Source organism: Variovorax sp. 3319 (genome assembly GCF_031456585.1).
Classification (GTDB): Bacteria; Pseudomonadota; Gammaproteobacteria; order Burkholderiales; family Burkholderiaceae_C; genus Variovorax; species Variovorax paradoxus_P.
Map to the genome: position 1 here is coordinate 95,088 of NZ_JAVDUZ010000015.1, position 19,624 is coordinate 114,711.

Sequence of the window (19,624 nt, forward strand, 5' to 3'; positions counted from 1 at the left end):
AACCACCGGGTCAGGCCGCGGTAGCCACGATCTTCTCGATGGCCTCCACGGCCCGCGCCAGGCCATCTTCCGCGCGCATCTGCTCGCCCAATGCACGCGCCTTGCCACGCACCTCCTGGCGATCTGCAAATGCAATGGCGCGCGCCAGGTCGTCTGCGGCCAGGCGGTCGCCCGCCACGGCACTGGGTGCGACGCCCAGCAGCGCCAGCCGGTGCGCCCAGAAGAACTGGTCGCCAGCGAAGGGCACCACCACCGACGGCACTCCTGCGCGCGCGGCCGAATGCGTGGTGCCCGAGCCGCCGTGATGCACCACGACTGACATTCGCGGAAACAGCCAGTCGTGCGGCGTGTCGCCCACCACATGAAAGTTGGCCGGAAGCTGCTGCACGTCGATGCCGCTCCAGCCGGGGTTGAACACGGCGCGCCGGCCCGCGACGCCATCGACCACCACCTGGCGCATCCGGCCAGCGTCGAATCCGGTCATGCTGCCGAAGCCGATGTAGACGGGTGCGTCGCCTGCCGCCAGGAAGGCACTCAGCGACTGCGGCGGTTGCCAATCGGTGGCCGGTGGAATCCACTGGCCGCACACAGCTGCGTTGGCGGGCCAGTCGGCCGGCCGTGGCACGAGGCTTGGCGAAAAGCCGTAGAGCGCCGGGTGCGTGGTCCACATGCGCCGGCGCGGCGGCAGGCTGCACACCTTGGCGCGCGCCGCGTTCAGTGCGGGCCGGAATGCCCGCCACAGCATGGCGGTGACCAGGTGGTGGCTCGCGCGGTTCAGGAAGCGCGGCACGCGTGAAGGCGGCAGAAAGGACGATGCGAACTCGCGGGTCGGGGTGAGCGGAAACATTCCTGCGCCGATGGGCGGCAGGCCGAGCGCCTCGGCCGCCGAGAGGCCCACGAAGGCCGCGAGCCCCGAGCACACGATGGCATCGCAGCCGCGAGCGGTTTCGACCGTCTGCCGTAGCCAGGCCGTTGCCTGGGTGTTGGCAATGTCGGCGAGCGCCTTGGCAGCTGCGCCGGGCCGGTGGCTCTGCGCCACCACGTTGGCGATGGCGCCGCCCGTGCCCAGCGCACCGCGAATGTCGCCCGCCAATGCGTGTGCGCGCACGCCGAGCCGCTCTGCGGTGCCCAGCGTCGATGCATCCGCCAGCAGCACCGATGCATGGCCTGCCTTGTCGAGTGCATGGCACAGCGCCGCGAGCGGACGGGTATCGCCCTCGGTGCCATAGGTAACGACGGCGATCTTCATGCGCGCTTTCTCCGCAGTGGTTTGCCGGCGGCACGGGCGCCGCTGACAAAGATTTCGACGATGGCCGCAAACTCGTCGCCGAGCACCAGGCCAGGTTGCGTGAGCCATCTCATCAGCGCGCCGAAGTACAGGTGGTGCAGCAGCGAGGCCAGATGCCCGGCAGGCAGGTCTGTGCGCAGCGTTCCGTCTTGCTGCGCCTGTTCGATCAGCAGTGCAAAGAGCCCTGCGAGATCGCGCGGTCCCTCTCGGGCCCTGGCGGTGTCGAGCTCATCTTCGATGTTGAGAAATCGAAAACGGAAGTAGTCGAGCAGGTAGGCCCGGTAGCGCTCCGACCATTCGGCCGACGCTTCGAGCAGCTGCATGAGCCGCGCTTCGAAGCTGCCGGGCTTCTCGATCAGGCGGCCCAGGCGTTGCGTGTCGGCGGCCAACTCCATGTGCACCCAGTGCGCAAGGATCGCCTCCTTGGTTGGAAAGTGGTTGTAGAGCGTGCCCTTGGCCACGTCCGCCTGCAGCGCGATCTGCTCCATGGTGGTCGCGTTGTAGCCGTTGGCTTCGAAGAGCTGCATGGCTATGGTTGCCACGCTGTCGAGCGTTTGGGCGCGGCGCCGTTCGCGCCTGCCCGGGAGTTCCGGATCTGCCAAGCTGCATCTATAAAAATGAACGTCGTTCAAGTTTATACGATGTTCATATATGTGACGTACCGCAGCACGCAGGCCAACGAACCAAGGCTGGTGTCCGCCTGCGGCACGGGCTATAAAACGATTTTCAGGGAGCCGCATCGCCATGCAAAGCCAAGCCGACCCGATTGCAAGCACGCCGCTCGTGCAGGACGCGGCGCCCATCGTCGAGCAGTTGCCCGTCGGCATTTTTCGCAAGGACACCGCGGGGCGATTCGTCTTCGTGAATGCCCGGTTCTGCGAACTCAAGGGCACTTCCGCGGGGCGCATGCTGGGCCGCACTGCCGCCGAGATCGCCTTCGAATCGGCACAGGAGCCGGGCTCGATGTGGCGGCCGGAACTTGCCGAAGAAGAAGACCGGCGGCATGCGCACATCATGCGAACGGGCGAGCAGGTCGAGCGGGAAGAAGTCTCGTCAGGCGAGGGCGGGCAACCGCAGACCTGGCAGGTTGTCGAGTCGGCAGTGCTGGGGCCTGGCGGCGAAATGATCGGCAGCCAGGGCGTCTTGTTCGACGTGACCCGACGCAACCACGAAGAGCAAATGCTGGCCAACGAGCGCGAGCTTCTTCGCGCGCTGCTGGACAACTCCCCGGACCATATCTACTTCAAGGATGCGCAGTCGCGCTTCATCAAGACCAGCACAGCCCAGGCGCTCGAGTTTGGAATGGATACGCCCGAAGGGCTGGTCGGCAAGTCCGATTTCGATGTCTTTTCGGAAGACCACGCGAGGCCGGCCTATGAAGACGAGCAGGAGATCATTCGCACCGGCGTGCCGATGATCGGCAAAGTCGAAAGAGAGACCTGGATCGACGGCCGGCCCGACACCTGGGCCCTGACCACGAAGATGCCGCTGCGCAACCGCGCGGGCGAGATCGTCGGAACCTTCGGCATCACCAAGAATATCTCCGACCTGAAGGAAGCCGAGCGCCAGATTGCCGAGGTTCACAAGCAACTGGTCGAAGCCTCGCACCTGGCGGGCATGGCCCGGATTGCCACCAACGTGCTGCACAACGTGGGCAATGTGCTCAACAGCGTGAACGTCTCGGCGGCGCTCATTCTTTCTCGCGTTCGTGCATCCAAGGTGACGGGGTTGTCGCGCGCGGTGCAGCTGCTGGACGACCATGCGGACGACCTGGGTGCGTTCCTTGCTTCGGACCCCAAGGGCAAGATGCTGCCCGGCTATTTGCGCCAGCTGGCATCGGCGCTGGAGGCAGAGCAGAACGACGCCATCAGGGAGCTTGCGGCGCTGGGCAAGAACGTGGAACACATCAAGGAGATCATCGCCGCGCAACAGGCCCATGCCGGGGCTTCCAGGCTGCTGGAGAAGGTGCAGATCCGCGACCTGGTCGACGATGCACTGCGCATCAATGAAGAGGCATTGAAACGGCGCCGGATGGTTGTCGAAAAAGAGATTGCCGATGTTCCCGAACTGATGCTCGACCACGGACGAATACTTCAGATCCTGGTGAACCTCGTCAGCAACGCCGAGCAGGCGATGGACGGCCTGGCCGACCGCGAGCCGAAGCTCACGTTGCGGGTAGACCTGACGCCTGGCCAGCGGCTTCGCATTTGCGTTGCAGACAACGGGGTAGGCATCGATTCGCACACGCTGACCCAGGTGTTCGTGCACGGCTTCACCACCAAGAAAACCGGCCATGGCTTCGGCCTGCACAGCGCCGTGATTGCCGCGCATGAAATGGGCGGCACGCTCACCGCCCACAGCGACGGGCCCGGCACCGGAGCGGCGTTCACGCTCGAGTTGCCGGTAGAGACGAAGGCAGCAGCCCCGCTCAGCGCAGGTTGAACAGCGCGGCCGCGTTGCCCCAGGCAATGCGCTGCGCCACATCGGGCGGCAGGTCGCCAAGCCAGGTGCGATAGCCGCGCATGATCTCGTCGTAGGCACTCCAGCGCTGGTTGACCCAGGTGTCGGAGCCGACGACAAAACGCTCGGGGTACTTGAGCAGAAGGGTCCGCCATTCGGGGCACAGCTTGCCGCCCTCGCAGGTGAGACCGGGTCGGTAGGAGAGTTCGCCCATCAGCAGCGGATAGCGCTCCAGCAGCGCCTGCACCCGCTCGATGGGCGCGCCGCCGATGCCTGTGTGCGCCCAGATGAGGCGCAGCGATTGGCCCTTCGACGGGGCGTTGGCCATCAGCAGGTCGATTGCCACGTCGTCCACATGCGCAAGCACGGCGAGCTTCTGCCGCTCTGCCAGCGCAATGAGTTTCTTGGCGACCGGTCCGTTGGCATTGGCGCTCTCGTACAGGTGGAACTCGCCGATGCCGCGGTAGGGGCCGCTTGCGGTGCCGCGCGCCAGTTCGGCCTGCACCATTTCGTGGATGCTCTCGTCGCGGAACCAGTTGCTGTAGTCGTCGCGGTTGCGGTACAGGCGCACGAAGGGCACCACGGCGACGCCCGCCTCGCGGGTTTCGCGCGCTGCGGCCAGGGTTTGCGTGCCTGCGTTGGGCCGCGAGTTGGCAATGATCGCCTTCACGTTGTTGCGCTGCATGCGCGCGAGCGCCTCGGGCGGGGGATACGGCCCGGTATTGCCGTCCCAGGCTTCCTGGTTGTAGTGAAGGTGCGTGTCGAAGAGCGGGCCGCCGTAGGGGGCCTGGGCAAACGCGGAAGACACGGCGGCCGCCGAGCAGGCGGCCAGGAGCAGGGCTGCAACAGGCGCAATGGTTCTCATGGAATCCTCATGCGGGTGGAGGCCCGATTATCCGGGCCGCGGCGGCCTCGCGTACAGGCACGGCTGCGCTTATGCTGTGCGCAATCACAACGCCAGATTTGCCCACCATGACCGATTTCCGTCCCGTCTTCGACAAGAGCTTCGGCGGCATTGCCGCCGAGCGCCTGCCAGAGCTGCTGCGCGCCATGCCCAAGGCCGAGCTGCACATGCACATCGAGGGCTCGCTCGAACCCGAGCTGATCTTTGCGCTCGCGCAGCGCAACGGCGTGAGCATTCCCTACGCGAGCGTGGAAGACCTGCGCCGCGCCTACGCCTTCACCAACCTGCAGAGCTTTCTGGACATCTACTACGCCGGCGCCAGCGTGCTGCTGAAGGAGCAAGACTTCTACGACATGGCCTGGGCCTACCTGGAGCGCGCGGCGGCCGACAACGTGGTGCACACCGAGATGTTCTTCGACCCGCAGACGCACACCGCGCGCGGCGTGCCGATGGAGGTGGTGGTCAACGGACTGCACCGGGCCTGCGTCGACGCGCTGCCCAAGCTGGGCGTGAGCGCCGCTCTCATCCTGTGCTTCTTGCGCCACCTGAGCGAAGAGGAAGCTTTTGAAACCCTGGAGCAGGCCCTGCCTTACCGCGACAAGTTCATCGGCGTGGGGCTCGATTCGAGCGAAGTGGGCCATCCGCCCGAAAAGTTTGCGCGCGTGTTCGCGCGCTGCCGCGAACTGGGCTTTCACCTTGTCGCGCATGCTGGCGAGGAGGGGCCGCCAGAGTACGTGTGGAGCGCGCTCGACGTGCTGAAGGTAGAGCGCGTCGACCACGGCGTGCAGAGCGCCAAAGACCCGGCGCTGATGAAGCGGCTTGCGCAAGAACGCATTCCGCTTACGGTGTGCCCGCTGTCGAACCTCAAGCTCTGCGTGTTCCCCGATTTGGCGCAGCACAACCTCGGCGCGCTGCTCGATGCGGGCCTGGTTGCCACCGTCAATTCGGACGACCCGGCCTACTTTGGCGGCTACATGAACCAGAACTTCACGCAGACCTTTGCGGCCACCGGCCTCGATGCGCGGCAGGCCTGGCAGCTGGCGGCCAACAGCTTCGAGGGCAGCTTCATCGACGCCAGCGCCAAGCGCGCTTATGTCGACCGGCTCAACGCCGTCTTCGCAACTTTCTGACCGGCGTCCCCCGCGGCAGGTTGCCGCGGAGCCAGGAGCGGCATCGCCACCAGTGCGCAGGCGCTGGCCGCAAGCCACACCAGCGCCCAGCCGTGCAGCGTGAGCAGATGCGGAATGGAGAAGGGCGTGACAAAGCACACGAGGAACACGCTGGTGTTGGCCATGCCCAGTGCGGTGCCGGCGCGGGCCGCACCGGCCAGCGTAGCCAGCTCGGTGTAGGCCACGCCATGCCAGGCCGATACGCACACACCGCTTGCCAACAGCAGCACCACCAGCGCAATGCGCAGCGCCGCCGAGTCGGCCGTGTGCGTGCCGGCCGCCACCACCAGCCCGGCAAGGCCCGCAAACAGCAGCACGCTCAGTGCGCTGCAGGCACGCAGATAGGCGGGGCGGTTTCGGCGGCGGTCGGTCCAGCGGCCGCTCCATACGCGCATGACCATCGCGCCGATCTGCACGAACACCATCGTGGCGGTGATGGTTGCGAGCCCCGCATGGCCGAAGTCGTTGAGGAACACCGTGCCGAAAGACAGCACCGCGAACTGCGGCGCACACAAGATGCCGATGCCGGCCACGATGCGCCACACGCGCGCGTCGCGCAGCGGGCCGCTCTGTGGCGGGGCAGAAGCCTGCGCAACGCTGGCCGTTGTTCGCGGCGCAATGGGCGGCTCGTGCACCCAGGCCCAGCTCATTGCCGCGCTCAGCATGCACAGCGCCGCCAATAGCCCATAGAGCGCGGCAAAGCCGAAGTGCAACGCCACAAAGGGCAACACCAGCGCACCGATGCCGCCGCCCAGCGGCACGGCGGTCTGGCGGATGCTCATGGCAAGACCGCGCTCGCCGGCGTCGAACCAGGTCATCACCGCCCGGCCGCTCGCACCGTTGACGCTGCCGCCGAGCAGGCCCACCAGCAGCAGGCCCGCTCCCAGCCAGCCCAGGCCGGGAATGTGCTGTGCGCTGGGGGCAGCCCAGAGCGCCATGGCCAGCAGTGCAATGGCGGTGCTGCCCAGCCCGGTCAACAGCACGGGCCTGTCACCCCAGCGGTCGGTCAAGAGGCCCCAGGGCAGCTCGCTCACCGCAATGCCCAGGCCCATCAGGCCCAGCACCAGGCCGAGCGTCGCGTTGTCGAGTTGGTAGCCGGTGCGCATGAGCACCGCGGTCATTGGAATACCGCTGAAAGCCACGGAGAAGGCCGCGTTGGCGGCCACGCCCGCGGACAGCACCTTCCAGCGGTGGCTGGGCGGGAACGAAGAGGGGGTTGAAGCAGTCATGGCGGTGCAGTGTCCGCCGTTGCAAAGGTTTTGAAAATCAGAAAATAATGAGCCAACCGTTCGAAAAAACAGGACGATCGTTGAAGGGTGAATCCATGTCCCAGGTGATGTTCGATCTTGATGTGCTGCGCAGTTTTTCCACCGGCATTGCACTCGGCAGCTATGCGCGCGCGGCCGACCGGCTGGGCCGCTCCACATCGGCGGTGAGCGCGCAGCTCAAGAAGCTCGAGGCGCAGGCCGGCACGGCGCTTTTCCGCAAGGCGGGCCGTGGGCTGGAGCTCACCGATGCGGGCGAAACACTGCTCGCGTATGCCCACCGCATGCTCGAGCTCAACGAAGAAGCCGGTGCCGCCATGCGCGGGGCCGACCTGCAGGGCTGGGTGCGGCTCGGCCTGCAGGAAGACTTTGGCGAGACGCTGCTGCCCGCCGTGCTCGGCCGGTTTTCGCGCGCGCACCCCAAGGTGCGCATCGAAGCGTGCGTGGCGCGCAGTGCCGAGCTGCGTGAGCGGCTCGAGCTTCGGCAGCTCGACCTTGCGCTGGTGTGGGACACCGGAGAGCAGATGACGCCGCATGGCGAGCGCGTGGCGCGGCTGCCGCTGCAATGGATCGGCCCCCGTGCGCCCGATGCGCTCGATGCGCCCTGGTGGAAAGAGCGCGAGCGCCGCGGCCGCGCCGGTAAGACCAGGGAACCGCTGCCGCTGGTACTGCTCGATGCGCCGTGCCCGCTGCGCGAAATAGTCACGGCAGCGCTCGACCGCGCAGGCACGCCTTGGCGGCATGCGTTCACCAGCGCCAGCCTTGCAGCGCTGTGGGCGGCCACGTCGGCGGGGCTCGGGCTTTCGGTGCGCACGCCTTTCGGGTTGCCTGCGCATGTGCGCGCCATCGATCGCACGGCGGTGGGTCTTCCGGCGCTGCCGCAGATGTCGCTCATGCTCTACCGCGCGCAGGCCACGGCCGAGGCGCCGGTGGGGCGGCTCGCAACGCTGCTGCTGGAGGCGGTGCGCCAGCATGTGCAGCCGGAGCCCGCGCAGCTGCACTGAAGGCCCGCTAAAAGCGGCCCCGGTAGAATCCGCACCCCGCAGCAGGGCGTCCCGGCCGGCTGCGGGTTTTTGCTTTTCCGGGGCCATGTAGAGGACCACCATGTACAAAAACCTCGCGGGCCGCGCCGTTCTGGCGTGGGCAGCCGCCTGTTTTTTATCTCCCGCTTTTTCGCAACCGCAGGCTCCCAGGGAGCCGCTGAAGATCGGCTTCGTCTACGTGACGCCGGTCACCGATGCCGGCTGGGTGCGCCAGCATGAAGAGGGCCGCAAAGCCGTCGATGCGGCACTCGGCAGCAAGGTCAAGACCACCTTCGTCGAAAACGTGCCCGAGGGCGCCGATGCAGAGCGCGTGATCCGCGACCTTGCGCAGCAGGGCAACCGGCTGATCTTTACGCCCAGCTTCGGCTACATGGAGCCGACGCTCAAGGTCGCGCGCGACTTTCCCGATGTGAAGTTCGAATCGATCACGGGCTACAAGGCCGCGCCCAACGTGGCGACGGCCAATGCGCGCTACTACGAAGGCCGCTACCTCGCGGGCATTGCGGCCGGCCGCATGACAAAGACCAACGTGGCGGGCTACGTGGCGGGCTTTCCCATTCCCGAGGTGCTGCAGGGCATCAACGCCTTCACGCTTGGCATGCGCTCGGTCAACCCGAATGCGAAGGTGGTGGTGGTTTGGCTCAACGAGTGGTTCGATCCGCCGAAGGAGCGCGATGCGGCCATGGCGCTGTTCAACCAGAACGCCGACGTCGTGGCCTTTCACACCGGCTCCACCGCGGTCATGGCCGCGGCGCAGGAGCGCGGCAAGATGGCCGTGGCCTATCACTCCGACATGCGCAAGATTGCGCCCGATGCGCAGATCGTCGCGGTCACCCACCAGTGGGGCGGCTACTACACGCAGCGTGCACAGGCGGTGCTCGACGGCAGCTGGAAGAGCGGCAACATCTGGGGCGGCGTGAAAGAAGGAATGATCCGCGTCGGCGACTTCGGCACCAGGGTGCCCAAGGCCGTTCAGCAAGAGGTGCTGGCCCGCCAGCAGGACATTGCCGCGGGCAAGCTGCAGCCGTTTCGCGCGGTGGCCGCTGACCTGCGCGACAACGAAGGCCATGTCGTCATTGCCAAAGGTGCGCAGCTGAACGACGAGCAGATCCTGAAGATGAACTGGCTGGCCGAAGGCGTGCAAGGGCGCGTGGCGCGGTAGCCGGGCGGGCCGCGCCTGGTTGGGCATTGGCATATAGCACTCATATGCGCATGGAAATTGCGGCACTGCGCTGCTGCATTAACCTTTGCAACCACGATGAAAAAAGCCTACCGCGCCTCCCTCCTGCGATTCGACGACGCCGGACTGCCCGTTTTCGATGAAGACGGCCTCCTGGTCGTCGCACCCGACAGCGCCGGCCGCCAGCGCGTCGTCGATGCCGGCAGCTACGCAGCGCTGTCGCCGCGCCACGCCGATGCCGGGTTGACCCACCTGCCGGGCCGCATCCTTGCGCCGGGCTTCGTGGACATGCACATCCACTTTCCTCAGACCGACATCATCGGCTCGCCCTCGCCGGGGCTCCTGCCCTGGCTCGAGAACTACACCTTCCCGGCAGAGGCCAAGTTCATCGACCCGTCGCATTCGAACGAAGTGGCAGACGTGTTTTTCGACGAGCTGCTGCGCAACGGCGTTACCACGGCGCTCACCTTTGCCACTTCGCATGTGGCGTCGGTCGATGCCTTTTTTGAAGGCGCCCAGCGCCGGGGCCTGCGCATGATCAGCGGCAAGGTGCTGCAGGACCGGCACTCGCCCGACGGCGTGCGCGACGAAACCGAGCAGAGCCTCATCGACTCCGAGGCGCTGATTCGCAAGTGGCACAACACCGGCCGCCTGGGCTACGCCATTACCCCGCGTTTTGCACCCGCGAGCACCGACGCGCAGATGCGCGGTGCCGGCGAGCTGGCCGCAAAGTATGCGGACACGTGGATCCAGTCGCACGTGGCCGAAAACCGCGACGAGGTGGCGTGGGTGCGCGAGCTGTATCCGCAGGCGCGTTCCTACCTCGACGTGTATGCCGGCTTCGGGCTGATGCGCGAACGCGCCGTGTATGCGCATTGCATCTACCTGGACGACACCGACCGCGAGCTGCTGCGCGACACCCGGACGGCCGCCGCCGTAAGCCCCACCAGCAACCTGTTCCTGGGCAGCGGCTTCTTCGACTTTGGTGCGGCGGACCGTGTCGGCTATCCCTACGGGCTGGCCAGCGACGTGGGCGGCGGCACCAGCTTCAGCCCCTTCCACACGATGATGGCGGCCTACTACGTGGGCCGCGAGGGGCAAACCAAGACCGGCCTGAGCATCGCGCCCTCGCAGCTCTGGTGGCGCCACACCGGCGGCGCGGCGCGCGCGCTGGGGCTCGAAGGCGTCATCGGCAACCTGCAGCCGGGCTGCGAGGCCGACTTTCTGGTGCTCAACCCCCAGGCAACGCCTTTGATGGCGCGCAAGGCCGCCCGCGCCAACAACCTGGAGGAGCTGCTGTTCTCGATGATCGTGCTGGGCGACGACCGGCTGATCGAGCGCACGGTGATCTCGCAGGCGGAATAGCCGCAGGCGGGAAGGGCGGGGCATGGCACATGCCACAATTCGTGCCATTCCTCCCCCGCAGCAGCATCAGCGACCGCATATGAGCATCAAGAGCGACAAATGGATCCGGCGCATGGCCGAGCAGAACGGCATGATCGAGCCTTTCGAGCCCGGCCAGGTGCGCGAGGCCGCCGGCCACAAGATCATCAGCTACGGCACTTCGAGCTATGGCTACGACATCCGGTGCGCGCCTGAATTCAAGGTTTTCACCAACATCCACAGCACCGTGGTCGACCCGAAGAACTTCGACGAGAAGAGCTTCGTCGACATGCACGGCGACTACTGCATCATTCCGCCCAACAGCTTTGCGCTGGCGCGCACGGTCGAGTACTTTCGCATCCCGCGCAACGTGCTCACCATCTGCCTGGGCAAGAGCACCTATGCGCGCTGCGGCATCATCGTCAACGTGACGCCGTTCGAGCCCGAATGGGAAGGCTACGTGACGCTCGAGTTCAGCAACACCACGCCGCTGCCCGCCAAGATCTACGCGGGCGAGGGCTGTGCACAAGTGCTGTTCTTCGAGAGCGACGAGGTCTGCGAAACCAGCTACAAGGACCGCGGCGGCAAGTACCAGGGCCAGCGCGGCGTTACGCTCCCCAAGACCTGAGGGGCTCCCGCTTTCGACGGCGTCACCACAGGCATGCAAATGCCTGTTTTGCTTACAAGGCACCCGCGCGGACAAAGTACCATCCAGCGACGCTCCGGCACAACCGCCCGGCAAGGAGACTGCGATGAGATGGGAAGGCAACGAACAATCGGACAACGTCGAGGACCGCCGCAGTGAGGGCGGCGGCGGTGGTGGCTTCATCGGCGGCCGCGGCATCGGCATTGGCACCATTGCGGTTGCGCTGGTTGCCGGCTGGATCTTCGGCATCAATCCGCTCACGGTGCTCAGCCTGCTGAGCGGCGGCGGAGACCCCGCCCAGGTGCAGCAGCAACAAGGGCCCGCACCCAAGCCGCCATCGAGCGACCGCGAGGCGGCATTCGTCTCGACAGTGCTCAAGAACACCGAAGTGGTCTGGACGAACATCTTTCGCCAGAACGGCGGCAGCTACCAGCCGCCCCGGCTCGTGCTGTTTCGCGGTGCCACGCCCACGGCCTGCGGCACCGGTCAGTCGGCCATGGGGCCGTTCTATTGCCCCGGCGACAAGAAGGTGTACATCGACCTCGGCTTCTACGACACGCTCAAGAACCAGCTCGGCGCGCCGGGCGAGTTTGCGCAGGCCTATGTCATTGCGCACGAGGTCGGCCACCATGTGCAGGACGAACTCGGCGTTACCGCCAAGGTGGACGGCATGCGTGGCCGGCTGAGCCAGTCGCAGAACAATGCGCTGAGCGTTCGAGTCGAGCTGCAGGCCGACTGTTTTGCCGGCATCTGGGCGCACCATTCGCAAGAGTCGAAGAAGTGGCTCGAGCCGGGCGACATCGAGGCCGCCATGAACGCCGCGCAGAAGATCGGCGACGACGCATTGCAGCGTTCTGCGGGCCGGGCCGTGGTGCCCGACAGCTTTACCCACGGCTCCAGCGCACAGCGCCAACGCTGGTTCGGCGCGGGGTACCAGAGCGGCGATATCAAGTCTTGCGACACCTTCAGCGCACGCAGCCTTTGACCGCTTGTGCGCCGCAGGGCGCGCAAACATTGAGCATGATGCTATTAAATAAATAGCAATACGACCGGCGCGGACGTTGTCACGGCGCCGTCACTGCCATTTTTTGCGGCAATGCGACAATAGAAGGCTTAATGACAAGCTCCTTCTCCAATCTATCGCTGGCGGAACCGCTGGCGCGCGCCGTAGCCGAAATGGGCTACGAGACCATGACTCCCATCCAGGAGCAGGCCATTCCGGTCGTGCTTTCGGGGCAGGACGTGATGGGCGCCGCGCAGACCGGCACCGGCAAGACCGCGGCTTTTTCGCTGCCGTTGCTGCAGCGCATGCTCAAGCACGAGAACGCGTCCACCTCGCCCGCGCGGCACCCGGTGCGTGCACTTGTGCTGCTGCCCACGCGCGAACTGGCCGACCAGGTGGCCCAGCAGGTCAAGCTGTACGCCAAGTACACCAACCTGCGCAGCACGGTGGTGTTCGGCGGCATCGACATGAAGCCGCAAACACTCGAGCTCAAGAAGGGCGTCGAAGTGCTGGTGGCAACGCCCGGCCGGCTGCTCGACCACATCGAAGCCAAGAACGCGGTGCTCAACCAGGTTGAGTACGTGGTGCTCGACGAGGCCGACCGCATGCTGGACATCGGCTTTCTGCCCGACCTGCAGCGCATCCTGAGCTACCTGCCCAAGCAGCGCACCACGCTTCTGTTCTCGGCCACCTTCTCGCCCGAAATCAAGCGCCTTGCCAGCAGCTACCTGCAGAACCCGGTCACCATCGAGGTGGCGCGCCCGAACGAAACGGCCTCCACAGTCGAGCAGCACTTCTACAGCGTGTCCGACGACGACAAGCGCCGTGCGCTCAAGCAGATCGTCAAGCAGCGCGGCATTACGCAGGCCTTTGTGTTCGTCAACAGCAAGCTCGGCTGCGCACGCCTCGCGCGCTCGCTCGAGCGCGACGGCCTTCGCACCACCGCACTGCACGGCGACAAGAGCCAGGACGAACGCCTGAAAGCGCTTGCCTCGTTCAAGGCCGGCGAGGTCGACCTGTTGGTGTGTACCGACGTCGCGGCCCGCGGGCTCGACATCAAGGACGTGCCTGCGGTCTTCAACTTCGACATTCCGTTCAACGCCGAAGACTACGTTCACCGCATCGGCCGCACCGGCCGTGCCGGCGCCTCGGGCCTGGCCGTGAGCTTTGCCAGCGGCGGCAACGATGCGCGGTTGGTGGCCGACATCGAGAAGCTGATCAAGAAGAAGATCGAACTCGAACCCGTCGAGTTCGAAGAAGACAAGCCGCGCGGCCGCATCAACGACGGACGCCGGCACTGGCGCGAAGAGGGCGAAGCCGGCGACGCACGCGACGTGCTCGACCAGCCGCGCGAGCGCAGCAGCATCGGTGCCGATGCGCGCCGCGGCGGCGGACGCCCGCATCGTGCCCCCGCCGCGCCGCGCGATCCGTTCTTCGATAAGCCCTATGAGCCGGGCGAGCGCGAAGCCGCTCCCGACTGGGAGGCCGCCGCCAAGGCCGCGCCCGCGCGCGGCATCTCGAGCAACATCAAGACCAAGCGCAAGGTTGCCGCGCTGTTCAAGAGCGCCGAGACGAACTGACGTGCCCAGAGGCCTGCTTCGGCACGGCTTCGCTCACAAAAAGCCGGCGAATGCCGGCTTTTTTGTTTGGGCCCCGTGCCGCGCAAAAAGGCTCAGATCACGTTGAAGTGATGCGTTCCGTCGCGCGCCAGTTGTGCGACCAGCCCGAACTCCCAATCCAGATACGCCTGCATCGCTTCGGCCGGCGCGTCCGTACCTTCGTAGGGGCGGCGGTAGCGATCTGTGCGCGGCGTGGCCAGCCGCGTCTCGCCCGATTCGGCCTCAAGGCCCGCAGCAAACCACGCCGCGTTGCCGCCAGCCAGCACCAGCACTTCCGCATCGCCCTGGCCGCGCGCATCGAGCAACGCGCGCAAATCGGCCGCGGCATAGCGCGCGAGCAGGCTGCTGCCGCAGGTAAGCACGTAGCGCCGCGATGGTGGGATTGCAGTGCCTATGGCCTGTGCCAGTTGCGCGCGAATGGCGTACCAGGCACCGGGAATGTGCCGCTTCACATAGTTGGCGCTGGTGGTCACGTCGATCACCGCAGTGCCGGGCTGTGCCAGCAGCGCTGCCAGCGCCTTGGGCTCGATCTGGGCGACGGCAGCGGCAATGGGCGGATAGACAGGCGCAGGCGACCCTGTCTCGGTGAGCGATGAAGCCGCGGGCACCGCATCGGGCACATACACCTCCCAGCCCATCTGCGCGAGCCACGATGCGCTCATGGATGCGCGCACGCCGTCGTCGTCCGCCAGCACGATGCGCGCGCCGCGCACTGGCACCTGATGATCGGTTTCCTGCACCAGCTGCCCGCCGGGGGCACTTGCAAAGCCCGGCAGGTGGCCGGCCTCGTATTCCTCGGGTGTGCGAACGTCGAAGCGGTAGAGCGTGCGCTCCGGGGCTTCGAGCGTGTGCAGCGCATCGAGCGCAATGCGCCGCACGCCGGCCTTGTCGGCCACGCGGCGGGCATCGGCCTGGGCTTGCGCGCGGTGCGCATCGGTCACCGCGCCGGGCGCGCGGCGGCTCGCCCCGTGGTCGAGCACCTGCCCCGCAAGCTTCCAGCCGATGGTGCCGTTGCGCAGCGCCGCCACCGGGTTGGGAATGCCCGCGTTCACCAGCGATTGCGTGCCGATGATGCTGCGCGTGCGGCCCGCGCAATTGACGATCACCTGTGTGGCCGGGTCGGGTGCGAGCTCCCGCACGCGCAGCACCAGCTCCGCGCCGGGCACGCTGGTGGCCGAGGGAATGCTCATGGTCTGGTATTCGTCGAAGCGGCGCGCATCGAGCACCACCACGTTCGCCTTGGCTTCGACCAGCGCCTTAACTTCAGGCGCGGAGAGAGATGGCGTATGCCGCTCGTGCTCCACCAGTTCGCCGAAAGACTTGCTCGGCACGTTCACGTCGCGGAACAGTTCTCCGCCGGCCGCGCGCCAACCCTCGAGGCCGCCTTCGAGCAGATGCACGTTGGTGTAGCCCAGCGCGGCCAGCGTCTGCGCGGCGAGCGGCGCCAGGTCGACGTCGTCATGCGCGCCATAGAGCACGATGAAGGTGCTTGGCCGCGGAATGCGCCGCCAGGCTTCGATCTCGATGCGCGAGAGCGGCAGGTTCGCGGCCCACAGCGGATGCTCCTGCGCAAAGGGATCTTCTTCGCGCACGTCGAGCAGCGCGGTTTCTTCGCGTGCAAGCAGGCGTGCGCGCACGGCGGCAAAGGGCAGCAGGGGAAAGGCAGTGGTGGTCGTCATGCGGATGTCGATCGGAGTTCGGCGGAGCGGTCCCACAGGTTGGGAAGAAGCGTGTTGGAATAACCCGAAACAAAGGGCTTGCGTCCGCCCTCGGCCGGGTAAGTATGCCGCCGCACGGCCCCGATGTTGGCGCCGTACACGTGGATGCTGATGGAGACACGGTCATCGTGCGCGTTGTGCACGCGGTGCAGGTCGCCCACGGTGGGCGACACCGCCTCCACGGCACCGGCGTCGAGCCGCACCGCCTCGCCTTGCGGCCGGGCCCGCCCATCGCTGCCCACCGCATAGCCCTGGCTGTATTCGGCGCCGCGCAGCATGCCGATCAGGCCCCACACGGTGTGGTCGTGCACTGGCGTCGCCTGGCCCGGTCCCCACACAAAGCTCACGACAGAAAAGCGCTCGGTGCTGTCGGCATGCAGCAGAAACTGCCGGTAGTGCACAGGGTCGGGCTGCGCGAAGGCTTGGGGCAGCCAGCCGTCTTGCGCGACCAGCTTGCGAAGCAGCGCGCGACCTTCAAGAAGAATGCGCGGCTCATCGGGCGCGCTGTCGAGCAGCCGGCCGAACGCGCCCACGAAATCGCGCAGCGGCGCGATAGCGGCAACCTCGGGTGCCGTCATGCAGGCCGTTTCCAGAGTTGCGCATCGGTAATCGCGCGCACGTCCACGCGCACCGGCAGGATGCCGTCGCGCGCGGAACGGTCGGCCACCGCCTGCAAGGCAACGATGTCGGCTTCGGCCACCGGACGGCCCGTGACCGACGCCCGCGCGGTGATGATGCGGGCCGACTCGATGGGCAACCGTGTGAGTTGGCTGTAGGCCTGCGCATAGGCCTCAGGGTTGGCAAGCGCCCATTCGCCCGCCCGCGCCAGCCGGTCCAGAAACTGGACGATGGCAATGCGTTTGGCGGGGTCCGCCAGCGAAGGCTCGCTTGCAGTAATGAAGCCCAACGCGGTGTTGATGCCGCGTCCATCGCGCAAGATGCGCCCGCCCTGCTGCAGTGCAATCGTGTAGTAGGGGTCGAAGACGGCCCACGCGTCGATCTGCTTCGAGGCAAAGGCTGCGGCCGCATCCGTCGGCAGCACGAACTTCACCGTGACCTCGCTGCGCGGTACGCCGGCTTCCTCGAGCGCGCCATACAGCTGGTATTGCGAAATGCTGCCGCGGGCCGATGAAACGATGACGGTCTTGCCGCGCAGGTCGGCCACATTGCGCAGCGGCGATTCGGGTTGCACCACAATGCCCAGCGCATCGGCCTTGCCGACGCGCGTGGCGACGATCTTCAGCGGCGTGCGGCCGACTGCCGCGGCGAGCACCGGCAAGTCGCCGGCCACCGCGGTATCGACCGCCGCACTGCGTTGCGCTTCGAACAGCGGCGCCGCGCCCTGGAAGTTGGCCCAGCGATAGGCGAAGGGCACGCCCTCTAGCGCCTTCGATGCCTCGAAGAGTGCGCGCAGGCCTCCGGCCTGGTCGCCGAGCACCAGTGTGGTCTGCGGCTGCTGCGCGAAGCCGCGCATGGGGACGGCAGCCGCCAGTGCGAGTGCGGTGCCATGCTGGAGCCAACTGCGGCGCGAGGCCTTGGACAGGAGCAGGCTGGTCATGCGGCAACTCCCGATGCCTGCAATGCGCGAGCGCCCGCCGCAATCAGTATGGCGTCGTTCTGCGGCGTATGGATGCGGCTGCACAGCACGTCGCGGTGATGCCGCTCCAGCGGGTTCTGCCGCGCAAGGCCGTGGTTGCCGCTCAGCTGCAGCGCAATTTCGACCGCGCGCACCGCGTTGCCCGTCACGGTGTACTTGAGCAGACCGCTCTCGGTGGCAGGCTGCGCGTGGCCCTGGTCGACCGCGCGGGCCGCGTCGTCGAGCAGCACGCGGTTGGTGCGCAGCAGCGCGGCAATTTCTCCCACGTGCTCTTGCACGCGCGGCAGGCTCGCAAGCGGCGCGCCCAGGCTGCCGGGCGCACGCCGGTTCAGGAAGCTGGTCAACCAGTCGTTCGCGGCCTGTGCCACTGCGTCGTAGAGGCTGCCAAGCAGCACGGTCATCCAGGCCTGCTGCGTGGCGTGCGCGTCGATGTCCGTCTGGCTGCCCGCGTCGGGCGCCCAGTCGGCCGGGGCGCGCAGGTCGACCGCATGGTCGAGGTCGATCGCCACGCCCTCGAACACCACTTCATGGCTGCCGGAGGCTCGCAGGCCCAGGTGGTCCCAGCTTGCAATCACGCGAACGCCGGGCGCATGGCGCGGCACCAGGAACACGCCTGTGCGCGGCGCGGCTTCGTCGGTGCGTGCCCATACGGCAAGCCACGAGAGCCCTTCGATGCCGGTCGTGTAGAGCTTGTGGCCGTCGATCTTCCAGCCGTTGCCTTCACGGCGGGCAATGGTTGCGGGTAGCCCGCCACGCGCCGGTGAGCCTAGTGCGGGCTCCACGCGCAGCGCATTGATGAGCGCGCCGCGCTCCACCGCATCGCGCAGCACGCGTTCGCGCAGGTGCAGCGGCCAGCGGCTGTCGCTGCGCGCAAGCGCGTGGTGCTGCAGGTAGGTCATCGTGAGGATCAACGCAGTGGCAGGTTCACCGCGCGCCACTGCCGCGATCACGCGCCGCGCAGTGGCCAGGCTGGCGCCGGCACCGCCGTACGCCGCGGGGGCCACCAGGCCGACGAGGCCATGCGATTGCAGCGCCTCGAAGTTCTGGCGCGGAAAGGCGCCGCTGCGATCGTGGTCGGCTGCCGTGGCCGCGAACCGGGCCGACAGGCGCGCGAGAAGGGCGCTGTCGACTGCGGCCGAAGCGGTGCCAGGCGCGGGAATTTCGTTGGTGGCCGGCGGGCGGCGCAAGGGAAGTGCACTCATGGTTGCGCACAGTACCGGCCCCGTGCCAAGGCGGAAACGACGCATCCCGCATATGCAAACTCGTTTTTCTGCGTTCGCTTTTGTTGTGTGCGCCGGTACGGTCCGGGGCATGAAACCTGAATTGCCACTCGACAGGCGCCGCCTGCTGCAGGCCGCCGCGGCCTGGAGCGCCATGGCCGCTGCAACCGGCGCTTCGCGGGCCGCGGCACCGGCACGCGACCTCTCCGGCGTGACTCTGCGCGTGGGCACCTACAAGGGCCTCTGGCGGCCGCTGCTGCACGCTTCGGGCCAGGCCAGCACACCCTACAAGATCGACTGGCGCGAGTTGAACAACGGCGTGCTGCACATCGAAGCCATCAACGGCGATGCTCTCGACCTGGGCTCGGGCAGCGAGATTCCGCCAGTGTTTGCGGCGCGCCAGAAATCGAGCGTGAAGCTGGTCGCCGTAACGCATGAAGACCTGAACAACCAGGCCACGCTGGCGCGCAAGGATTCGCCGATCCGCAGCATTGCCGACTTCAAGGGCAAGCGCGTGGGCTATGTGCGCGCCACCACCTCGCACTATTACCTGGCCAGGCAGCTGGCAGAGGCGGGGCTCTCGTTCAGCGACATACAGGCCGTGAGCCTCACGCCGGCGGATGGGCTGTCGGCCTTTGCGCGCGGCGATCTCGATGCGTGGGCCATCTACGGCTACAACGGCCAGCTTGCGCGCACGCAGTACGGCGCACGCACCATCAAGACCGGCGTGGGCTATCTCTCAGGCAACTTTCCAATCTACGCCAACCCGCGTGCGCTCGATGACGCGCTGCGCCGCGCGGCATTGAGCGACCTGCTGCAGCGCCTGCAGCGTTCGTTCGCGTGGATCAACGGCAACTTCCTGGCCTATGCGCGTGCGCAGTCGGCCGAGACGCGTGTGCCCATCGGCGACCTGGTCGAGCTCTTCAACGGCCGCAGCGGCGACTACAGCCTGGGCCCCGTGACCGATGCGGTGGTGCGCAGCCACCAGGAAGTGGCCGACACCTTCCTGAAGATCGGCGTGCTCGACGGCCCCGCCGACGTGAAGCCCCTGTGGGACCGCAGCTTCGAGAACGTGCTGCGCCCGCCTGCCGCCTGAACAACCCGCATCCACCTGAAAAAACGAGGACAC

General features: G+C 66.9%; 17 protein-coding genes. 9 read left to right on the top strand and 8 right to left on the bottom strand.

Translation table 11 applies throughout. From position 1 onward, the window contains the following. Positions 1-10: 10 nt before the first annotated feature. Positions 11-1,249, bottom strand: a complete 1,239-nt coding sequence (locus J2X67_RS25635) for a glycosyltransferase (RefSeq protein ID WP_309957678.1) — start codon at positions 1,247-1,249, stop codon at positions 11-13. Continuing rightward, positions 1,246-1,890 carry a helix-turn-helix domain-containing protein gene (locus J2X67_RS25640; protein WP_309957679.1) on the bottom strand — a complete coding sequence of 215 codons (645 nt, stop codon included), beginning with the start codon at positions 1,888-1,890 and terminating at the stop codon, positions 1,246-1,248. Before J2X67_RS25640 ends, J2X67_RS25635 begins: the two co-directional genes overlap by 4 nt. 142 nt (positions 1,891-2,032) lie before the next feature. Here J2X67_RS25640 and J2X67_RS25645 point away from each other — a divergent pair, with 142 nt between their 5' ends. After that, a complete protein-coding gene (locus tag J2X67_RS25645) occupies positions 2,033-3,730 on the top strand; it encodes a PAS domain-containing protein (protein ID WP_309957680.1) in 1,698 nt (565 codons plus the stop codon). Here the strand turns inward: J2X67_RS25645 and J2X67_RS25650 are convergent. Further along, on the bottom strand, positions 3,717-4,613 hold the full coding sequence (locus J2X67_RS25650; protein ID WP_309957681.1) for an amidohydrolase family protein: 897 nt from the start codon (positions 4,611-4,613) through the stop codon (positions 3,717-3,719). The two genes, J2X67_RS25645 and J2X67_RS25650, sit on opposite strands and share 14 nt — an antisense overlap. A 107-nt stretch (positions 4,614-4,720) precedes the next feature. Here J2X67_RS25650 and J2X67_RS25655 point away from each other — a divergent pair, with 107 nt between their 5' ends. Next, positions 4,721-5,782 (top strand): adenosine deaminase, encoded by a 1,062-nt coding sequence (locus J2X67_RS25655; protein WP_309957682.1) that lies wholly within the window; start codon positions 4,721-4,723, stop codon positions 5,780-5,782. On the opposite strand, the gene J2X67_RS25660 is transcribed toward J2X67_RS25655, so the two are convergent. After that, positions 5,743-7,050: an MFS transporter gene (locus J2X67_RS25660; protein ID WP_309957683.1), complete on the bottom strand. Its 1,308-nt coding sequence runs from the start codon at positions 7,048-7,050 to the stop codon at positions 5,743-5,745. The genes J2X67_RS25655 and J2X67_RS25660 overlap by 40 nt on opposite strands. 95 nt (positions 7,051-7,145) lie before the next feature. Between J2X67_RS25660 and J2X67_RS25665 the strand changes: the two genes are divergently transcribed. From J2X67_RS25665 to J2X67_RS25690, 6 genes are all read left to right on the top strand, one after another. Then, a complete protein-coding gene (locus J2X67_RS25665; protein ID WP_309957684.1) occupies positions 7,146-8,090 on the top strand; it encodes a LysR substrate-binding domain-containing protein in 945 nt (314 codons plus the stop codon). A 100-nt stretch (positions 8,091-8,190) separates the two neighbouring features. Next, positions 8,191-9,291, top strand: a complete 1,101-nt coding sequence (locus tag J2X67_RS25670) for a BMP family ABC transporter substrate-binding protein (RefSeq protein WP_309957685.1) — start codon at positions 8,191-8,193, stop codon at positions 9,289-9,291. 96 nt (positions 9,292-9,387) lie between these two features. Further along, positions 9,388-10,674: a guanine deaminase gene (gene guaD / locus J2X67_RS25675; protein WP_309957686.1), complete on the top strand. Its 1,287-nt coding sequence runs from the start codon at positions 9,388-9,390 to the stop codon at positions 10,672-10,674. A 79-nt stretch (positions 10,675-10,753) separates the two neighbouring features. Continuing rightward, entirely contained in the window at positions 10,754-11,320 is a 567-nt protein-coding gene (dcd, locus tag J2X67_RS25680; protein WP_015866656.1) for a dCTP deaminase, read from the top strand. A gap of 124 nt (positions 11,321-11,444) precedes the next feature. Beyond that, entirely contained in the window at positions 11,445-12,323 is an 879-nt protein-coding gene (locus tag J2X67_RS25685) for a neutral zinc metallopeptidase (protein ID WP_309957687.1), read from the top strand. A gap of 131 nt (positions 12,324-12,454) precedes the next feature. Next, complete coding sequence (locus tag J2X67_RS25690) at positions 12,455-13,921, top strand: DEAD/DEAH box helicase (RefSeq protein ID WP_309957688.1); 1,467 nt, start codon at positions 12,455-12,457, stop codon at positions 13,919-13,921. Positions 13,922-14,013: 92 nt separating this feature from the next. On the opposite strand, the gene J2X67_RS25695 is transcribed toward J2X67_RS25690, so the two are convergent. The 4 genes from J2X67_RS25695 to J2X67_RS25710 are packed head-to-tail and all read right to left on the bottom strand — an operon-like array spanning position 14,014 to position 18,477. Then, complete coding sequence (locus tag J2X67_RS25695; RefSeq protein WP_309957689.1) at positions 14,014-15,639, bottom strand: rhodanese-related sulfurtransferase; 1,626 nt, start codon at positions 15,637-15,639, stop codon at positions 14,014-14,016. After that, positions 15,636-16,256: a cysteine dioxygenase gene (locus J2X67_RS25700; RefSeq protein WP_309957690.1), complete on the bottom strand. Its 621-nt coding sequence runs from the start codon at positions 16,254-16,256 to the stop codon at positions 15,636-15,638. The genes J2X67_RS25695 and J2X67_RS25700 overlap by 4 nt, the downstream gene beginning before the upstream one ends. Then, positions 16,253-17,236 carry an ABC transporter substrate-binding protein gene (locus J2X67_RS25705; protein ID WP_309957691.1) on the bottom strand — a complete coding sequence of 328 codons (984 nt, stop codon included), beginning with the start codon at positions 17,234-17,236 and terminating at the stop codon, positions 16,253-16,255. The genes J2X67_RS25700 and J2X67_RS25705 overlap by 4 nt, the downstream gene beginning before the upstream one ends. Next, positions 17,233-18,477 (bottom strand): acyl-CoA dehydrogenase family protein, encoded by a 1,245-nt coding sequence (locus J2X67_RS25710; protein ID WP_309957692.1) that lies wholly within the window; start codon positions 18,475-18,477, stop codon positions 17,233-17,235. The genes J2X67_RS25705 and J2X67_RS25710 overlap by 4 nt, the downstream gene beginning before the upstream one ends. Before the next feature lie 109 nt (positions 18,478-18,586). Between J2X67_RS25710 and J2X67_RS25715 the strand changes: the two genes are divergently transcribed. Further along, positions 18,587-19,591, top strand: a complete 1,005-nt coding sequence (locus J2X67_RS25715; protein ID WP_309957693.1) for an ABC transporter substrate-binding protein — start codon at positions 18,587-18,589, stop codon at positions 19,589-19,591. Positions 19,592-19,624 lie beyond the last annotated feature (33 nt).